Origin of the sequence: Streptomyces sp. NPDC012466, from assembly GCF_042955215.1 — a bacterium.
GTDB lineage: Bacteria > Actinomycetota > Actinomycetes > Streptomycetales > Streptomycetaceae > Streptomyces.
On record NZ_JBIBEQ010000001.1, the window covers coordinates 948,951 to 965,431 of the forward strand.

Here is a 16,481-nt window from a genome sequence, read left to right on the forward strand (position 1 = left end):
CACATTGCTTTCCTTGATCATTTACTGAACTGCTGCCGTTTACGCGCCAGTTGAGGGCGGCAACCCCTCGGATTTTCGTACGCTCTCAACGATCCCCAGGACGGCATCCTTTCCGTCTGCGGAGACGTCGGATAGGCGAAGAAGAACGTTCTTGATCTTCGCGTCGCGAAGCAGCGCGAGCAACTCAAGTTCCTGCACGGTCTTTTCGGCGACAGAATCGTCGAACCAATAGGCGGGATCCACGCCGAAGAACCCTGCGAGCGCCTCGAGATGACGCTTCGTCGGGTTATCGCGTTGCCCGGTCCGCAAGAGCCACAGGTACTGGCCCGACAGCTTGCCCAGCCCTCGCTTCTCCATCAGTTCGGCCACTTCAGCGTTGCTGTAAGGGCCGCGATCGGGCGGGTGCACAGTGTCGAACAGGCGGTTTAGGCGATCCCTGAGCCCCTTGGGGCTCACCTGACCTTCGGCCACTCTTTCATGATCCTTTCCAGGGCGGGCTTCCTCGCAACTTCAGCCACCCTACCCCGCCATAAACACCAGTTTGACGCGCCGATCACACGTATGGAAAGTTCTTCCCCACCAGCACGTTTCCGTGTGGCGCGTACCGCCTGTTTCAGGTCGACCTGTCCGTTTCTGCCGACAGGAGTACGCCGGGCGACGTGGCGCAAGCCACATTCGCCCAGCGTCATAAGTCACGTCTGGCAGGCCGTATTTGATCTTCGATCGGAAAGCGCGGAGGCGACCGTGGAAACACCTTCACCCACATCGCATTTCCGCTGCGGGGAATACCAGACTCCCGCTCCAATTCGGACACAATGGCACACTCTCGGCGTACGGGGCAACCGCGGCAACGGTGCGCTTCGACGCGAGGACGGGCCCCGCCAGGCCCTGTGCGGACGGCTGCGGCACACGACCGTTCGGCGACTCTCTGCAACCAGTACAGAGTTTAAGAACCAAGTCTGGATCTTGACACCGGTCCATGCGTATGTTCGTCGTCCCCGGGCAGCCCGCCTGCGGCGACGAACGTGAGGAGACCGCGAGCACGGACCGGACCGCGAAGGTCCGCAAACAGCGACGGCGCCCGAGAGCGGTAACTCACGGACGCCGAACGCTAAGCGGCATACCCGCCCCGGCAAGGGCGGAGATTGCCCACCATCACCACGCTGAGTCCTTCCGAGGGGCGCGTCAGCGTGGCAACACTGCAAAGGGGAGTATCGCATGCCTCCTGCCCTGCGCAAAAGGCCCTTCCGCCTGGCCTGCGCGGCAGCCACCACCGCCTCGGCGCCTCAGCGCCCCGAGCCGGACCGCACGACCCTGGCCCCGGCGAGCAGCCGGACCCGCCCGCTCGTCTGGAGCGGCCGATGAGCAGCGAAGCCCGCGAGTGGGTGTGGGAGCACAGCTCCAGCCGAGGGGCCGCGCGCCTGGTCCTGCTGTCGATCGCCGACCGGGTGGCCGACGAGCAGTGCATCTCCTGGGCCTCGCTGTCCAGCCTGGCCAAGCGCACACGCGCCTCGGTCTCCACGGTGCGCGAAGCCGTCGAGCGCCTGCTCCTGTCCGGCGAGCTGGAACAGCTCCATGACCTCGTAGGCCCGCAGCGCAGCACGGTCTACCGCATGCCTCTCGCCGCCGAAGTGGTCGCCCAGGCCCAGCGCGAGCAGCAGGAGCAGGAAGACAGCGACACAGCAGCAGACGAGCCCGCGGGCCCCGCGAAGCTTCGGCTCTCGGCTCTGCGGCGGTACGGAATCCGCCCGCGTGAGGTGCCGGAATCCCTCGCGAGGGTCCGGAATCCGGCAGTACCGGAAACCGGCAGGTCGAGGCGGAAACCGGCACAGCGACGTACCGGCCACCGGCACAGCGATGTACCGGCTACCGGCACACAGAACCGTAGTGAACCTGATTTGAACCGGAGGTACAGCAGTAGTGGTGCTGCCGTCCTCCCGGCTGCCGAGTGGCAGGTCGACTCCGCCACCCACACCTGGGCCCGCCAGCAGGGACACCTCGATCGCCTCGGCGAGCAGGGCCTGCGGGCCGCCGACGCGAAGTGGCGTGCGCACCGGGCGGGCCATGCTCCGAGGGCGGCGGAAGCCTGGGCTGCCGACTGGCGCTCCTGGGTCGCCCGGGAGCACGCTCCCAGCCGACCGAACCTCTACGCCGTGCCCGGCAAGAACACCGCCGTACCGGGGGGCATGACGCGGACTGAGGCGCACACCGCCGCCCTGCTTGCCGCCCTCGACGAGCCGACCGGAACGGAGGGCTGACCGTGGACCGCCGCGAAATCGCAGCCCTGCTGGCCTACATCGGCCGACTCGACCCCCGCACCATCCGCACCGACCAAGGCGAGGCCCGCGACCAGCTCGCCCAGTGGCACGAGCTGCTCGGCGACGTGCCGATGGCCACCCCGCACGGCTGGGACGTCCGCGTCGCCGCCCGCCAGCACATCCGCACCTCGCCGTACCAGATCCTGCCCGCGGACCTGGCCCGTCCCTGGGAGAGCTACCGGCGCGACCGCCTGGCGAGGCACTCCGACCCGACACCGTCCGTCGACCCGGACGACCAGGCCGCCTGGACCGCCGAGCTGGTCGACACCCGCCGCGCCGTCGCCGCCGGTACCGCGCAGCCCGCGCAGGCCCGGGCGATCACCAGCGGTCGCGACGGAGTCGACCCGAAGCTGGAGGCGCGGTTGCGGGAGATCGGCTCCTGCATACCGCCCGCCGCCCGAGCAGCCCTCGCGCCCTACCGGCCCGCCCGCGCAGTCCGTGAGGCCGCTGTCGCGCAGGGGCTGCCCGATGCCCTGAGCGTGCGGTGCGAGTGGTGCCTGGCCCAGCCCGGCGAGCCGTGCCGCCGCCGGAGGATCGGCCCCGATGCCGGAGCCCGCGGAACCGCCCCGCGCGCCACTCCGCACCCCGGCCGTCTCGACCTCGCCGCCGCCGAGCAGGCACAGCGCACCGAGCAGGCCCAGCAGCCCGCCTTGGCCTGATCCGGCGCCTCCGGCGCGTGCATTCCGTCCGCTGCACCGCCGCAACATCACCGTCCCGCACCGGCTGCGTCGCACGCCCTGCGCCGCAGCTGGCACCCGACGCCGCACCCGCCGAGCACCGCCCTAGCCGGCCGGCGCGGCAGCACATCGGAGACTCGCCTTGCGCCACATCACTACCCACGACGCGCCGGCCACCGGCCTGCGCGGCATCGGAGACACCAGCTGGCACGTCCGCGGAGCGTGCCACGGCATGGACGTCGAGGACGCCGACGCCGTGTTCTTCCCCGGGCCCCGGGACCACGAGGAGATCGCGGAGGCGAAGGAGCTGTGCGGTTGGTGCCCCGTACGCCGCGAGTGCCTGGACTTCGCTCTGGAGAACGTCCTCAAGGAGGGCGTCTGGGGCGGGCTCACCGAAGCAGAGCGGCGCCCGCTGCACGACGGACTGCACCGGCGCCTGGACTACCGGCGCGTGACGGCCTTCTTCCAGGGACGCGACGTGCACCTGACCGAGGCCGAGCGGCAGGTTGTCATCGACCACGCCTACGTCCGGGGTTGGCGGCCCGACCGGCTTGCCGCCGCCCTGCAGATCAGCCACAAGCACGCCCGCGACCTGCTCCGGCAAGCGGCCAACAAGGTCCTCGACCGCGACCGCAATTACGGCGTGCCCCGCTCCAAGAAGAAGCGGAAGAAGACCTCCAAGGCCAAGGGCACCCCCCGGCCCGCAGCTCCCGGCACTCAGCAGCCGGCAGGCCGCCCGGCAACGTCGACCCCGGCGCACGCCCCTCTCGGAAAGGCAGCATGACCCACCCCGTCTTCGCCTTCGGTGCCACTTCGGACCTCCCTCTCCTCCTCGCCGCCGTCGTGCCCGCCGCCCTCGCACTCGTGCTAACCGCCTGGACTATCCGGCGCCGGGGAACCCGCGCGCAGAAACGTCTCGGCGGCCCGGCGGTCAAGGTCGCCGCCGTCGCTGCCCTGGGCTGCACCGCCTACAGCGCCGACACCTCGTGGCGGTTCGCGGCCGACTACCTCGACATGGCCGGCACCGCCGAGCGCGCCGGCATGTTCGCCGCCGCCGAACTCGCACTGTTCGCCACCGCGCTGATGGCACGGCAGAACCTCGCCGTCCAGGGCGCCCCCGGCCTGCCGGGCACGCTGGTCTGGGTGATCACGACTGTGCAGGTGATCCCCGCCTACGCAGAGAGCGGCCCCATCGGCGGCACGGTCCGCGCCTTCGTCGGACCGGTCATGGCGGCGATGCTGTGGCACCTGGCCATGGGCATCGAACTGCGCCTGCGCACACCCGGCGCCGCCTCGAACGGACTGATCGCCGTCCTGGGCCGGGAGGCACGCGAGCGGCTGCTGTCCCGCCTGGGCATCGCCGCGCGAGACCGCGACGCTGCGCAGATCACCCGGGACCGAGCCACCGCCCGTGCGGTCACCCTCGCCGCCCGCCTCGCCGAGCGCACACCCGAGCAGCAGCGGAACCGTCGAGGCCGGCGGCTGACGCGACGCCTGTCGAAGGCGGTCGGCAGGGCCTCGGTCGGCACCGACCCCCTCCAGCGGGCACAGCTGCTCGACCAGCTCGCCGCCCGGCGACACGCGCTCGCGCTCGCCACGGTCCCGCTCCCTTCTCCCTGGTCCCCTGCGCACAGCAGCACATCGGCGGCCACGGTCCCCGCACAGCCGACATCGAATGTGCCGGTCCCCGTCCCCGGTCCCGACGGTTCCGACGAGCCGGTCCCGGACCGAGGACCGAGGACTCCTCGGGGACCTGTCCCCGAGGAGGCTGACCCGGAAGCCAAGGTCGGCGCAGGGACCGAGGGCGACGAAACTGGAACGACCGCGGGAACCAAGCCCCCGGAAGACGGCGCGGTCCCGGGGACCGAACCCGCCGATCCAGAAGCCGCAGCGCGGGACACAGCGGCCACGAGGACCGACCTCAACAAGCGAGAAGTAGCAGCTCAGGACCCAGATTCTCATCGGGGACCGAGCCTCGCGAAGTCGGGGACCGAGAGCACCGAGGACCGAGGACCGACCGCCACCCAGTCCGGGACCGAGACCACCCAGGACCGAGGTCCGACCGCCACCCAGTCCGGGACCGAGACCACCCAGGACCGAGGACACAAGGTCCCACTCCGCCGGAAGCCGGCCAGGAAGTCCCAGACGAAGAACAAGGACAAGCGTGCCCGGTCCCGCTCTCCGCAGACGGAGCGCCCGGCACGCGAGCTGGGCGAGTCCGAGCGCCAGCTTGTCCACGAAGTGCGCCCCCATGTTCCCGCCCTGCTCGAACGGGACGGCAACGGAGCGATCACCCGGGTGCAGCTGCGCGAAATCATCCGACGTCAGGGCCTGACGGGTGTCGGTAACGACCGACTCGGCCTCGTCCTCCAGGAGCTGCGGAACGAGGACATCACGACGACGAGGAGCACCGCCCGATGAAGACCTGCCACCAGTTCAACACCGTCCGCGCGGAGTACGAGCGAGAGATCGGGTTCATGCTCGCTCACTCCGAGCGGCACGCGGGCAGGCCGGCGGCGAAGTCCAGCGCGAAGCAAGCTGCCTCGGCGAAACAGCGGATGGCTCGCGCGCTCAACAGCCACGTCGGGCGCTGCCCCGAGTGCGGCTGAACCGGCAAAGCCCCAGTTCAAAGCCCGTACCCGCAAACGTGGCCCGGCTCCGTGCCGGGCCACCGCCCCGCTTTAGGAGGTACGCCGTGACTCCGCGTCCCCCTCGTTCTTCCGAGCCCACCGTCGCCGAGGCCGATGCCTGGGCGGACGTCCTGGTCCGCCAGCAACTCCTACACGCCGTCGTCCTCACACCGACCGGGCAGTGGCTCGTCCAGGACCGCCCCGACGGGCCGGTCCGCGTCCTTGCCAGCCCAGCCGATGTCCTCGCGCTGGCCGCAACCATCCAGCAGCGCACCCGCTCTACGAGGCCCGAATCCCGATGACGAACGCACGCAAGAACGGCACCGCCCCGGAACCTGATCCCGACTCCAACTCGGTCTCGGGGCGAGCAAGTTGGGGCGGAAGCGTAGCTTCCGCCGAACCCGCCCCCTCGGGGGCGGGAGATGACCTGCACCGGGGGGCGCAGGTCCTTGAGGCTTCGACCGGGGGCGGATCGAAGCCAGGGCAGGAGGAGAAGCAGACTGAGCCGCGTGTACGCCGACAGCGCGCTCCTCGCGCCCGCCAGCGTCCGCGCCAGTCGCCCGAGAAGAAACGCCTCCACCAGCCCAACACACGTTTCAACGATGAAGAGTTCGCCCTGATCAAGTCCGCCGCCGCCCAGTGCAATCTGTCCGTCGCCGGGTTCCTCGCCCGTTCCTCGCTCGCCGCCGCACGCGACCTCAACCGCACCAGCGCCGAGATCGCCGACGAGCGCGAAGTCATCACAGCCCTGTTTGACAGCCGACGTCGGCTCGGCTGGGCCGGCAGCAACCTCAACCAGGCAGTCAAGGCACTCAACTCCGGTGCAGACGTTCCTCAGCTCGAAGCGACCGTCGCCGCCGTACGGCGTGCCGCCGACACCGCCCACGAAGCCGCCACACGGCTGATCGAGCACCACGGCTCATGATCCCCAGCGTCAACCCGTCCGGGTCGGATACCAGAGGTCTCCTCTACTACCTCTACGAGACCGGCAAGTACGAGGATCACACCGACCCCCATCTCGTCGCCTCCTTCGACGGCATGTCCCCCGACCCCGGCCGCGACCCGAGCGCCACCCTCACAGACCTCCAGCAGCTCCTGGACCAACCAGTGATGGCCCTCGCCAAGCACGCCCGCCCGGCCAAGCACGTGTGGCACACCTCCGTACGCGCCGACCCCAGCGACCGGATCCTGTCCGACGAGGAGTGGGCCGAAATCGCCCGCCGCATCGTCGCCGCCACCGGCATCGACCCCGGCGACGGACAGGGCGGCTGCCGCTGGGCAGCCGTACGCCACGCCGATGACCACATCCACATCGTCGCCACCCTCGTCACCGAGGACGGCCACCGTCCCGACGACTTCCGCTCCGGCGCCCGCGCCCAGGCAGAAGCCCGGCTCATCGAGAAGGAACTCGGCCTCCACCAGGTCGCACCCGGCGACGGCACCGCAGCCCAACGGCCCACCAGCGCCGAACGCCACAAAGCCGAGCGGCAGGGTCGCGAGCGCACCGCCCGCGAGGAACTGCGCGAAACCGTACGACGGGCGGTGGCCGGCGCGAGGAGCGACGAGGAGTTCTTCGACCGGCTCGCCGCCGCCGGCCTCCTGATCCGCAAGCGCGCCGCTCCCTCTGGCGACCTCCTCGGATACAAGGTTGCCCTGCCCGATGACCTGAACAAGGACGGCGAGCCGGTGTTCTACCCCGGCGCGCGCCTGGCCCCCGACTTGTCGCTGCCCCGCATCCGCGAGCGCTGGGCCGGTGACGCGCAGGACGTTCCGGCTGCCCGGCGGGAGGGTGCGATCCGTACGGGGCCGGGCAGTCCGGCCGCCGCACGCCGCGGGACGGCCTCGGCCGTGTGGCAGGCCGTGCTCATCGTCGAGCACGGCGAGGACGCGGTCGCCGCCGCCCACATCGCAGCGGCCGGCGAGGTCCTGGATGCCCTCGCGAAGACCTCCGCTGCCCACACCCGCCGCGAACTGCGCGACGCCGCAACGGCTTTCGAACGGGCCTCGCGTTCTCACGTCCGTGCCGTGCGCGGGCACGATCGAGCCCTGCGGCAGGCCGCCCGCGACCTCGTCCAAGGTGGCCCGGCCCTCGGCCGCGGCGAGGACGGAGCCACCACGGCCATGGCCATCGACATGCTGTTCTTCCTCATCACCGCCGCCGCGCACTGGCACGCCAGGAAGGGACACGCCCAGCAGGCCGAGGCCGCCACCCGGGCCGCCGCGCACCTGCGCACCGCCTACCAGGCCGCCGCCGCCCAGCCCCTAGGCGTGCTCTACCAGCGCGGCCGACGCCTGAGCCGACCGATGCTCCAGCGGCAGACCGTGCTGCTGCGCGAGGCGCTGCCGGAGCTGGCCGAGCAGATCCTCGCCGAGCCCGGCTGGTACGCCCTGGCGGCGACCATCGCGGAAGCCGAAGCCGCCGGCCACGACACGCCCGTCCTTCTGTCCGACGTCGCCGGCCGCCGCGAACTCGGCACCGCGGACTCCGTCAGCGACGTGCTCGTGTGGCGGATACGGCGGACCGCCGACCTGCCCGCCGACGCCTCCCACCTGCCCGAGACCAGCACCGCAGGGCGCCGGTCCTCAACGCGCGGGACGACCACCGGGCGCTCCGCGCCCGGCAGGCAGCGCAGCGGCGAGGACACATCACGTAAGGCCCGGTAAGGCCGCTGGATGCCGGCACGCGGCCTCAGCGCATCACCGAGAGAAGGAACAGCGCCACCGCTCCGCCCGCAATCCACAGCATGGTCGTACGCCACATCGAACCTCGGTGGCGACCAGATCCGATGCGGATGCCGTCGGCATCCGTGCACCCGCAGGACGGACGGGCATGGTGCAGGTGAGGCGAATCGAGCCAGTAGGCGTCGCGAAGTTGAGCGCTCGGGGGAAACGACGACGCCTGATCGGGCACACCGTTGCACCGCCGCCGCTCCGTACCAAGACACGCATCGTGGCCAACTCGTCATATGGGCAGCCGAGAAGCCCGAGTCCCCCTGCTGACCTGGCCGGAGGTGACTGTGGACTTTGCGAATTGAAACCGCCGGAGGCGTGGGGCACGATCATGAAGCGCGCAAGACGAGGTGACGAGGTAGAGGAGGACACCAGGGTGTTTCACCGGATACGCCGCCGGGCCAAGGAACCGAGCGAAGCTCAGAGGCAGTTCGCCGAGCTACATGCACGGCTGCAGGGCCAGGTCCCGCCCGGCTTCGGAGTGCCAGCACCTGAGCCGGAGCCCGCCGAGCCGGCCGCCGTCGTGGACGACTTCCTCCCGCCGGAACTGCGCGTGCCGAGCCACGACCAGGTCGACGGCAAGATGATGCCGTGGAAGCAGCCCCTCGTTCTCGAAGGCGAGATGGCCGCCTGCACCGAGTGCGGCGCATACCGGGACTGGCTCATCCTCTCCACCCGTGGCGAGATCTGGCTGCGCTGCCGGGCAGGCCACCAGCAGCAGGAGACCCGCATCGACACCGCCTGGTATAACCGGCACTCCGGACCGGCGGACGCGACGCACGCCACGTTCGAGGACTGCCTGCGCCACCTCGGGCACTGACCACCACTCCTACGACCCCACCGGGCCCGCAGGCCCGCACTGACCACCCGTCGCCTAGCACCAAGGGGTCAGTTCCGTCATGCGCGTTCGCGTCGCCACCACCGCACTCGGCATCACCGCCGCCCTCCTCGCCCTGCCCGCCTGCGCCACCGACACCACCGGGGCCAAGCACCAGACCCCCTCCTCCCGTACGGGAGAGCCGGCCGACGCCGTCCAGAAGCCGACCGCGCTCTCCTCGGCCGCACTCGAGTCCCGCCTGCTCGACCCGCGCGACCTCGGCAGCGGCTACCTTCCCAAGCCGGAACGTCCGGCCCAGCACGACGACGTCACCGTCATCGGCTGCCCGGCCCTGAGCGAGCTGGGCGGCGACGCGGCGACTGGCGGCACGCTCGCCTTCCCGCACAAGGCGAAGGCGGACTTCATCTACGGCGGCAGCTCCTCGGAGATCTCCGAGGAGCTGTACAGCGACAGCGTGAAGAAGCTCTCCGACGGCATCGACCGGATCTTCGACGCCATGACCGGCTGCCCGACCTATCAGGTCGTCGCGGGCGGCACCCCGGTCGACGTGACCTCGCAGAAGCTGCCCGCACCCCACGTCGGCGGTGACGACCAGTGGAGCCAGCTCCTGACGTTCATCGCCGGGGGACGGAGCACCGTGGTCAAGCAGACCGCGATCCGCGACGGCAACCTGCTGCTGGTCGTCTCCGGCTCCCCGGCCCTCGTCGACCGCCACCTCGACAAGGCCCTCGACAAGGCCACGGCAACGAGCTGACCTGCCCGCCTGTGCCCCGCGCTGCTGCCTCCGACCCGCCATGGGGATGCTGTTGGCAAGGTCGGGGCCTGCGTGACGTCGGTCTCCAAGGCCCGGTTGTGGTCTTGGAGACCGATGTTGTCGTACGGGGTGGGTGTAAATGTCGATGTGTCCTGCCAGGGATGGGGAGATCCCCGCGGAGACGCAGCCGAGTGGCTCGGGCGGCGTTCCCGAAGGGGAGTCTGGCGATCCGGCTGCGAGACGAGCTGGGGGTGCTGGTCACCAGCGGGCTGGGCTCTCCGGGGAACCCGCGACAGTTGAAAACGAGAGCCCGCCAGTACCGGAGGCCGGGATGCACGCCGGACCCTGACCACGGCTATGTGATGCAGGCCACAGGGTGGCTTTCGGGGCTCCTTGTCGGATCGGGCGCGCGCCACCTCTGAGAGGAGAAGGATTCCCCACCGACGTAAGGAGGCGCCCATGGCCGCCGAGGACCTGACGCCCAGCTACTACATGGTCGAGGACGACGACTCCATCGACACCCACATCGCGGAGCGGATCAACCAGTTCAACTGGGATCCGGACGGCGCAGGGGCGGTCATGGCCTTGTTCCCGGTCGACTGGACCGGGGCCGAAGGCGAGCTCGTGACCCTTCGCGAGAACGGGACCGTCGCCCTCGACCTGGACGGTACGTTCGAACTGCCTGAGCCGTTCGACCGCGGCACTCCTCGCACGATGATCACCACCACCACCGGCATGGCGGTGCTCAAGCCCAACCACCCGGACAACCAGACGATCGAGTCCGGGTTCCGGGCGGTGGGCGTCCCGGTGCCCGATCTGGTCCGGGCCATGAACGCCCGCGAGGCCGCGCGCACCGGGGATCGGGCCGCGCTCCGCGCCTTCGTCTCGGAAGGGCTGGGACGGTGGAGCGGATGGAGTGAGCCGGTCTCCACCGCTTTGCTCGGCAACTGGGCGGATTCGCTCTACAACGAAGGCCAGCTCTCCCCCGGCGCGGTGGACCAGTTCCTGGCCGAGGCCAGGGTCATCAACGGGCAGCTCAAGCCGATCTGGCTCCGCCAGGCCAACCGGGAGCGCGTGCGACTGCTCGACGCTCCGCTCGGCGACGGGATGACTCTGTACGACGTGCTCTCCGGGCAGCCCGCGGCCGACACCAGCTTCGAAGGCTTCGACGACCCGCGCCTGATCGAGATCCTGGACGCTCTCTCCGAGGAAGATCAGGCGGTGACCATCGCACGCAGCCGCCCCGGGGTCAACAGCTGGCCCGAAGCCGCTCGGGTCGCCGGCGTCCCACAGCCGGAGGTCGTCGGCGAGCAGGTCCGCCGGAAGGTAAAGCGGCTTGCCAACCAGCTCACCGACCGCTCCCGGGAGACCGGGGACGGTATGGGGGACGGCCGGTGAGCGCCCCCACTCCTGCTCCGTCGCGCTCGGCCGGGCATCGGGAGGTGGTGCTTCGGATCACCCTTCCGGACCTCCCGGCCTGCACCACGATGCTCGGCACGGCCCTGGTTCACAGCGCCGTTCCCGCAGCGTCCCCGCTCGTGGTTCTAGCGCTCGGCGCGATGGCGTACGACGCCGGGCTCTGGGTCGTGCGCCGCCGCGACGGCTGACGACCGGCCTCCCCGACGACCTGGTCGAGGCTGGCGCGCCCGGCAAGGGCGCCGGGGCTTGGGTACATTGCCGCATCCTGCATCGTCACAGGGCGGCAAACCATCCTGGGCATTGGAGAGCGAACGGCCACTTCGCCCGAGAAGCAAGAAAGTCCGGCACCCCCAACTGGTAGGGGGCCGGACTGGGACCGTGGAGAAATACGAGCGGGACGTTAGATGGCCGGCGCGCGCAGGAGGAGCTCCTGGGTGGCCTCGGGCAGCACCCGGCGCAGGACCGGTGCGGTCGAGCTGAGGGAGGCGGCGAAGGCGGCGACGAGGTCGTGCGGGACGCTGGCGGCAAAGGAGGCCGCCCACAGGCAGGGTGCGCCGAGCGCGGGCTCGGCCCACGCCTGCCATCCGGCCGGTCCCGTCTCGTCGGCCTCGGCCGCCAGGGCGTGCGGGTCGGCGTCCTGGATGAGGGGCGGGACCTCGCCGAGGCTGATGTGCGAGGTGAACGTCGGGTCCGTCGCTGCCGCCTGGGGCTGGTCGATGTCGCGGAACCATCCGTGGGCGGCGACGGCGTCGAGGACCAGCTCGGCTCCGGCGAGGGGCACGGTGGGCTGGTCGCTTGCGTCGAGCGCGACGAGGAAGTCGGCCACCGCCTCGCCGGGGACCTCGCGGGTGAAGTAGGCCGACCACTGGGCGAGCGGGCTGCTCGCCTCGGCGCGGGCGGAGATCTGCCAGGCGATCGGCAGCTCCCCCAGGTGGAACGGCTCGTCCGCCAGGCCCCACTGGGCCCATCGCAGGGCGTCTGGGCTGATGTGCACGACGGTGCTGCGCAGAACCTGGCGGTCCTCCGGTGCCTCGTCCGGCTCGTGCCGTCCGCGGACGATCGTCAGGCTCGTCCAGCCCAGGCCAGCCAGCGTGTCGGCGACGACGTCGTAGAGGCGCCCATCGTCACCGGCCAGATGCCGGGGGCCGACCCAGAACGCGGGCTGGCCGCCGGGCGGGGTGGACGAGTCGGGCGGGAAGTCGGGGTACAGGGGCGCCTCCAAGGGCTCGTTGCGGGTCTAGTTGCCGCCGGCGCGACGACGGGGGCGGCGCGGGGGTGCCTGGACGGGGCCCTGCCACGTCAGCTCAACGGCGACCTCCGGTGGCAGGTGCCCGAGCTGTGCGTCCTCGTCACGCCCTTCGGCGAGGTAGACGACGGTCCGGCCAGTCTCGTCGACCGACTGCAGGACCTGCGCCAAGCGGTGGGCCATCGGGAAGAACGGGTTCATGGCCTGGCGGACCGGAGCATTCGGGTCGCAGCCGGACAGCAAGTCGATGAGATCGCCGACGGTCATTTCCGGGGACGTCACGAACAGCCTCCTGCGGTGCGGGGAAACGGGTGGTGGAGCGGGCCGCCGTACGGACGGCCAGCTCGCTCACAGGGCGGGCATCACCTGTCGGTGTCCGCGCTGTCAGAGGCGGCGTGAGGTCTCCAGCACGCGCGCTACGGCGGCGGCGACGATGTCCGCCGGCGTTTCGGTATCGAACGACAGGTGGTAGCCGCGGACCTGGGCGGTGCCGGTGACGGCGATCTTCCATCCCTCGCCGTCCGTGCCGGGGCGTCCGAGCGGGAACCAGCCGAGGTAGAACCGGCCGTCCTTCGAGCTGACGTGCACGTCCGCGCGGTCATCGACGATCAGGTGGAAGTCCTCGGCGGAGAACTGGTCCATGACCAGGGTCGGCTGGCCGGGGCCGAGGTGCCACTCCCGCAGTCGCAGGTCTTCGACGGTGGTGGAGAAACGGGGGCCCGCAGAGGCTACGGTCACGGGCAATCACCTCTCTGACCTGGGGTTTCTTGCAAGGTCGTCTACGTTGACATGCCCTCGCACTCCTTGGCCAGTCTTTCCGCGATCTTTCCTGTCTGCCCCCGGCGAACTGTGTCTCGTCTCACCGATGTGGGATCTCAGATTTCGTGTCGGAATCTCACGATCGATGTCGGATCATTTTCGGATCCGACACGGAGTTGAGACTTGCAGGTCGCGGCCATCACTCGTTCGAGTGAAGCCGTGCGAGCGTACTTCCGTCGGCGTGTCGACGGGAGCACGGTGCTGTTGATGGCAGTCCATCCTGGGTGGTGGGGTATGGAGGCGCAGGTCAGCTTCCGCAGGCGCGGCGGTGGAGTTGAGGACCGGCTCTGGGGATTCGTGGCAGCGGCATCACTTCAGTCGGCTGTCCCCTGGCGGACGTTCCGCTGGTACAAGGGGCAGAGACACTATTCCGGCGCGTACTGGGCGGCGACGGTCGGGGACCATGTGATCTACGAGTCGCGTCTGGAGCTTGCGCGGCTGCTATTCGCTGACTTCGACCCTTCCGTACGCGCCATCGTGGCGCAGCCTTTCCTGTTGAGGACCGTGGTGGAGGGGAAAGCCCGCAAGCACATCCCGGACTACTTCCTGGCCACTGAGCATGGCCCGGTCGTCGTGGACGTCAAGCCACGTCGGCGGTGGTCGAAGCCGGTGGTGGCCTTCACGTTCGCGTGGACCCGGCAGGCGGTCGAGTCGCACGGATGGCGCTACGAGGTGTGGTGCGAGCCGCCGGAGACAGAACTGGACAACATTCGCTTCCTGGCCGGGTACCGTCGCGATTGGTTGTTCAGCCCCGATCTCCTGCAGGAGGTACGCCGCGCTGACCTGGACGGTGTCACGTTAGGTGAAGCAGGCCGGCGTGTTCTGGGACGAGCAGAAGCGCAGGTGCGGGCAGCGATCCATCATCTGCTGTGGAAGCAGGAGCTGCGTGCCGATCTCACGCGTCCGCTGCAGCCCTCCACGAGGCTGAGGGTTCCAGCGTGAGCGGAGCCGGGACTCGGATCGGTGTCGGAACGCGCCTCCTCTACGACGGAGAGGCCGTCGAGGTAGTCGAGTTGGCTGCGACGACGGCAGGCAATGAGGTGGTCCTGAAGGATGGCCACGGCCGTGTCCAGCGCCTGTCGCTGAAGGAACTGCTCTTCTCGGACCTGGCACGCGTGCTCCCCGACGGCCCCGGCCCTTCGGGAGGCGATGCCGACGAGGTCGCCTCGGTGGTCTTGGACCAGCTCATCGCCGAAGAGCGCGAACTGACCGCCGAGCGGGCAGGCCATATCAGGGAAGTACTGACGGGCTATCGGTCGGGCAGCCCGGAGTTGGCGGCCAACGGTGAGCCGCGAGTCGGTTACACCCTGGCTGTGCCGATGGAAGACAGGAAGGCGGCCAAGGCGGCGGAACTCGGGGTCACCATCCGCACCGTTGAGCGGTGGCTCGCCGCCTTCCGCGACCAAGGCGAGGCCGGGCTGGCTCCCAGGAAAGGGCACGTCAGCGGTCCAGCGGCATCGGCGGACCAGCGGTGGGTGGAGACGGCGCTGGAAGTCATGGTCGAGCACACTGATGCGTCGAGGCCGTCACGGACGATGGTGATCGAGCGGACCCGAGCACGAGTGATCGCCCGGTTCGGCCCAGAGGTGGTACCGCAGCCGAGCCGGGCGACGGCTTTTCGCATTCTGGCCGATCTGGAGCGTCGCCATCCGCTGTTCCGGTTGAGCACGAAGCGGAACCGGGATATCGCTGGCCGGCCGGACGGCCCCTACGGGAAGCTGCGGCCCACCAGGCCGGGCGAGTACCTGTTGATGGACTCCACCCGGCTGGACGTGTTCGCGTTCGATCCGTTCACACTGCGGTGGGTGCAGGCCGAGCTCAGCGTCGGCATGGACTGGTACACCCGCTGCATCACGGGGGTGAGGGTGACGCCGGTTTCCACGAAGGCCGTGGACGTCGCGGCAGTGCTCTTCGAATCCTTCCGCCCGCGGCCGTTCGGCAAGGACTGGCCGCGCGGGGCAGTCTGGCCCGAACACGGCATCCCGTGCACCGCGCTGGTCGACGTCGCCGTCGAGGGGATTGGCTTGGCGTCGCCGCCGATCGTGCCGGAGACGCTGGTGGTCGACCACGGCAAGGTCTACGTCTCGGACCATCTGTCCAGCGTCTGCCGTCGCATGGGCATCTCGATCCAGCCTGCCAGACTGCGGACCGGGCGGGACAAAGGGCCCGTTGAGCGGTTCTTCCGCACCTTGCGTGAGGACCTGCTGCAGGCCCTGCCGGGCTACAAGGGCCCGGACATCCACTCGCGTGGCGAGGCCCCGGAAGGAGAAGCGTTCTTCTTCTTGGACGAGCTGGAGGGAATCGTCCGGGAGTGGACCGCGACGGTCTACCACTGTCGTCCCCACTCCAGCCTGGTCGACCCGGGTTTGCCGGGGCTGCGGATGTCCCCGGCCCAGATGTTCGAGCACGGCATGGCCCGGGCCGGCTACATCGAGGCTCCACGGGACCCTGATCTCGCGTTTGAGTTCCTGCCCACCAAGTGGCGCACGATCCAGCACTACGGAGTCGAGATCGGTCGCCGACGCTATCGCGGCCCCGGTCTGCCGGCTACCGGGATCCGCAGCCCTTATGACGGGCCGGGCAAGAACAGCTGGCCGTTCCAAGTCGACCCGGACGACATCACCCGGATCTACTTCCGCGATCCCGCCACCCGCACCTGGCACACGCTGACCTGGGAGCACGCACCGGCGGCGCGCATGCCGCTGAGTGAGGACGCCTTGCTCTTCGCCCGGAAGCTGGCCGCTGCGAAGTACCGCTACCCCGATGACCGGCTCGCCGTCGCGGACCTCCTGGAACGCTGGAACCTCGGGCTGGGCACAACGCTGGCCGAACGGCGTATGGCCCTGCGCCTGTCCCGTGAACAAGCCGCCCTCAATCTGCCCGACACCGGCGAACCGGAGACTGCCTCGCTGCCGTCCGTACGCCGCGCCCTGGGCCACGACCCGAGAACGGCAGCGCCTGAGAGGCCCGAGCCGGCCGCAGAGATGGGCGATGACGACGAGACCGACGTGGACGACTTCTACGCCGACGCTCTGGGGGACGTGTGAACG

General features: G+C 70.1%; 19 protein-coding genes. 15 read left to right on the forward strand and 4 right to left on the reverse strand.

Going from position 1 to position 16,481, the window contains the following annotated elements; translation table 11 throughout:
• Positions 1 to 39 precede the first annotated feature (39 nt).
• Positions 40 to 471 carry an XRE family transcriptional regulator gene (locus ACFY9E_RS04275; RefSeq protein WP_390979175.1) on the reverse strand — a complete coding sequence of 144 codons (432 nt, stop codon included), beginning with the start codon at positions 469 to 471 and terminating at the stop codon, positions 40 to 42.
• A 747-nt stretch (positions 472 to 1,218) separates the two neighbouring features.
• Here ACFY9E_RS04275 and ACFY9E_RS04280 point away from each other — a divergent pair.
• The 13 genes from ACFY9E_RS04280 to ACFY9E_RS04340 all read left to right on the forward strand — a co-directional run bounded on the left by ACFY9E_RS04280 (position 1,219) and on the right by ACFY9E_RS04340 (position 11,554).
• On the forward strand, positions 1,219 to 1,365 hold the full coding sequence (locus ACFY9E_RS04280; RefSeq protein ID WP_210964443.1) for a hypothetical protein: 147 nt from the start codon (positions 1,219 to 1,221) through the stop codon (positions 1,363 to 1,365).
• On the forward strand, positions 1,362 to 2,258 hold the full coding sequence (locus ACFY9E_RS04285) for a helix-turn-helix domain-containing protein (protein WP_356918474.1): 897 nt from the start codon (positions 1,362 to 1,364) through the stop codon (positions 2,256 to 2,258). Before ACFY9E_RS04280 ends, ACFY9E_RS04285 begins: the two co-directional genes overlap by 4 nt.
• A gap of 2 nt (positions 2,259 to 2,260) precedes the next feature.
• Entirely contained in the window at positions 2,261 to 2,977 is a 717-nt protein-coding gene (locus ACFY9E_RS04290; protein ID WP_390979178.1) for a hypothetical protein, read from the forward strand.
• Between the two features lie 160 nt (positions 2,978 to 3,137).
• Positions 3,138 to 3,779 carry a WhiB family transcriptional regulator gene (locus ACFY9E_RS04295; RefSeq protein WP_390979180.1) on the forward strand — a complete coding sequence of 214 codons (642 nt, stop codon included), beginning with the start codon at positions 3,138 to 3,140 and terminating at the stop codon, positions 3,777 to 3,779.
• Positions 3,776 to 5,416: a hypothetical protein gene (locus ACFY9E_RS04300; protein WP_390979182.1), complete on the forward strand. Its 1,641-nt coding sequence runs from the start codon at positions 3,776 to 3,778 to the stop codon at positions 5,414 to 5,416. Before ACFY9E_RS04295 ends, ACFY9E_RS04300 begins: the two co-directional genes overlap by 4 nt.
• The gene (locus tag ACFY9E_RS04305) at positions 5,413 to 5,604 is read left to right on the forward strand and encodes a hypothetical protein (RefSeq protein ID WP_030422103.1); all 192 of its coding nucleotides are present in this window, start codon (positions 5,413 to 5,415) and stop codon (positions 5,602 to 5,604) included. The genes ACFY9E_RS04300 and ACFY9E_RS04305 overlap by 4 nt, the downstream gene beginning before the upstream one ends.
• 86 nt (positions 5,605 to 5,690) lie before the next feature.
• The gene (locus tag ACFY9E_RS04310; protein ID WP_390979185.1) at positions 5,691 to 5,927 is read left to right on the forward strand and encodes a hypothetical protein; all 237 of its coding nucleotides are present in this window, start codon (positions 5,691 to 5,693) and stop codon (positions 5,925 to 5,927) included.
• Positions 5,924 to 6,550, forward strand: coding sequence for a plasmid mobilization protein (locus ACFY9E_RS04315; protein WP_359310575.1), 627 nt, complete (start codon positions 5,924 to 5,926; stop codon positions 6,548 to 6,550). The genes ACFY9E_RS04310 and ACFY9E_RS04315 overlap by 4 nt, the downstream gene beginning before the upstream one ends.
• Positions 6,547 to 8,289: a relaxase/mobilization nuclease domain-containing protein gene (locus tag ACFY9E_RS04320; protein ID WP_390979186.1), complete on the forward strand. Its 1,743-nt coding sequence runs from the start codon at positions 6,547 to 6,549 to the stop codon at positions 8,287 to 8,289. Before ACFY9E_RS04315 ends, ACFY9E_RS04320 begins: the two co-directional genes overlap by 4 nt.
• Before the next feature lie 442 nt (positions 8,290 to 8,731).
• Positions 8,732 to 9,175: a hypothetical protein gene (locus ACFY9E_RS04325; protein ID WP_388325690.1), complete on the forward strand. Its 444-nt coding sequence runs from the start codon at positions 8,732 to 8,734 to the stop codon at positions 9,173 to 9,175.
• Between the two features lie 79 nt (positions 9,176 to 9,254).
• Entirely contained in the window at positions 9,255 to 9,947 is a 693-nt protein-coding gene (locus ACFY9E_RS04330; RefSeq protein ID WP_388325687.1) for a hypothetical protein, read from the forward strand.
• Between the two features lie 459 nt (positions 9,948 to 10,406).
• Entirely contained in the window at positions 10,407 to 11,345 is a 939-nt protein-coding gene (locus tag ACFY9E_RS04335) for a hypothetical protein (RefSeq protein WP_388325684.1), read from the forward strand.
• A gap of 44 nt (positions 11,346 to 11,389) precedes the next feature.
• On the forward strand, positions 11,390 to 11,554 hold the full coding sequence (locus tag ACFY9E_RS04340) for a hypothetical protein (protein ID WP_390979187.1): 165 nt from the start codon (positions 11,390 to 11,392) through the stop codon (positions 11,552 to 11,554).
• Between the two features lie 212 nt (positions 11,555 to 11,766).
• Here the strand turns inward: ACFY9E_RS04340 and ACFY9E_RS04345 are convergent, their stop codons facing one another.
• The 3 genes from ACFY9E_RS04345 to ACFY9E_RS04355 all read right to left on the reverse strand — a co-directional run bounded on the left by ACFY9E_RS04345 (position 11,767) and on the right by ACFY9E_RS04355 (position 13,350).
• Positions 11,767 to 12,588, reverse strand: coding sequence for a DUF317 domain-containing protein (locus tag ACFY9E_RS04345; RefSeq protein ID WP_388325679.1), 822 nt, complete (start codon positions 12,586 to 12,588; stop codon positions 11,767 to 11,769).
• 15 nt (positions 12,589 to 12,603) lie between these two features.
• Complete coding sequence (locus tag ACFY9E_RS04350; RefSeq protein ID WP_388325676.1) at positions 12,604 to 12,894, reverse strand: hypothetical protein; 291 nt, start codon at positions 12,892 to 12,894, stop codon at positions 12,604 to 12,606.
• Between the two features lie 102 nt (positions 12,895 to 12,996).
• Positions 12,997 to 13,350: a DUF317 domain-containing protein gene (locus ACFY9E_RS04355; RefSeq protein WP_390979189.1), complete on the reverse strand. Its 354-nt coding sequence runs from the start codon at positions 13,348 to 13,350 to the stop codon at positions 12,997 to 12,999.
• 315 nt (positions 13,351 to 13,665) lie between these two features.
• Here ACFY9E_RS04355 and ACFY9E_RS04360 point away from each other — a divergent pair, with 315 nt between their 5' ends.
• Complete coding sequence (locus ACFY9E_RS04360; RefSeq protein ID WP_390979191.1) at positions 13,666 to 14,373, forward strand: TnsA-like heteromeric transposase endonuclease subunit; 708 nt, start codon at positions 13,666 to 13,668, stop codon at positions 14,371 to 14,373.
• Positions 14,370 to 16,478: a helix-turn-helix domain-containing protein gene (locus tag ACFY9E_RS04365; RefSeq protein ID WP_390979193.1), complete on the forward strand. Its 2,109-nt coding sequence runs from the start codon at positions 14,370 to 14,372 to the stop codon at positions 16,476 to 16,478. Before ACFY9E_RS04360 ends, ACFY9E_RS04365 begins: the two co-directional genes overlap by 4 nt.
• Positions 16,479 to 16,481: the final 3 nt, after the last annotated feature.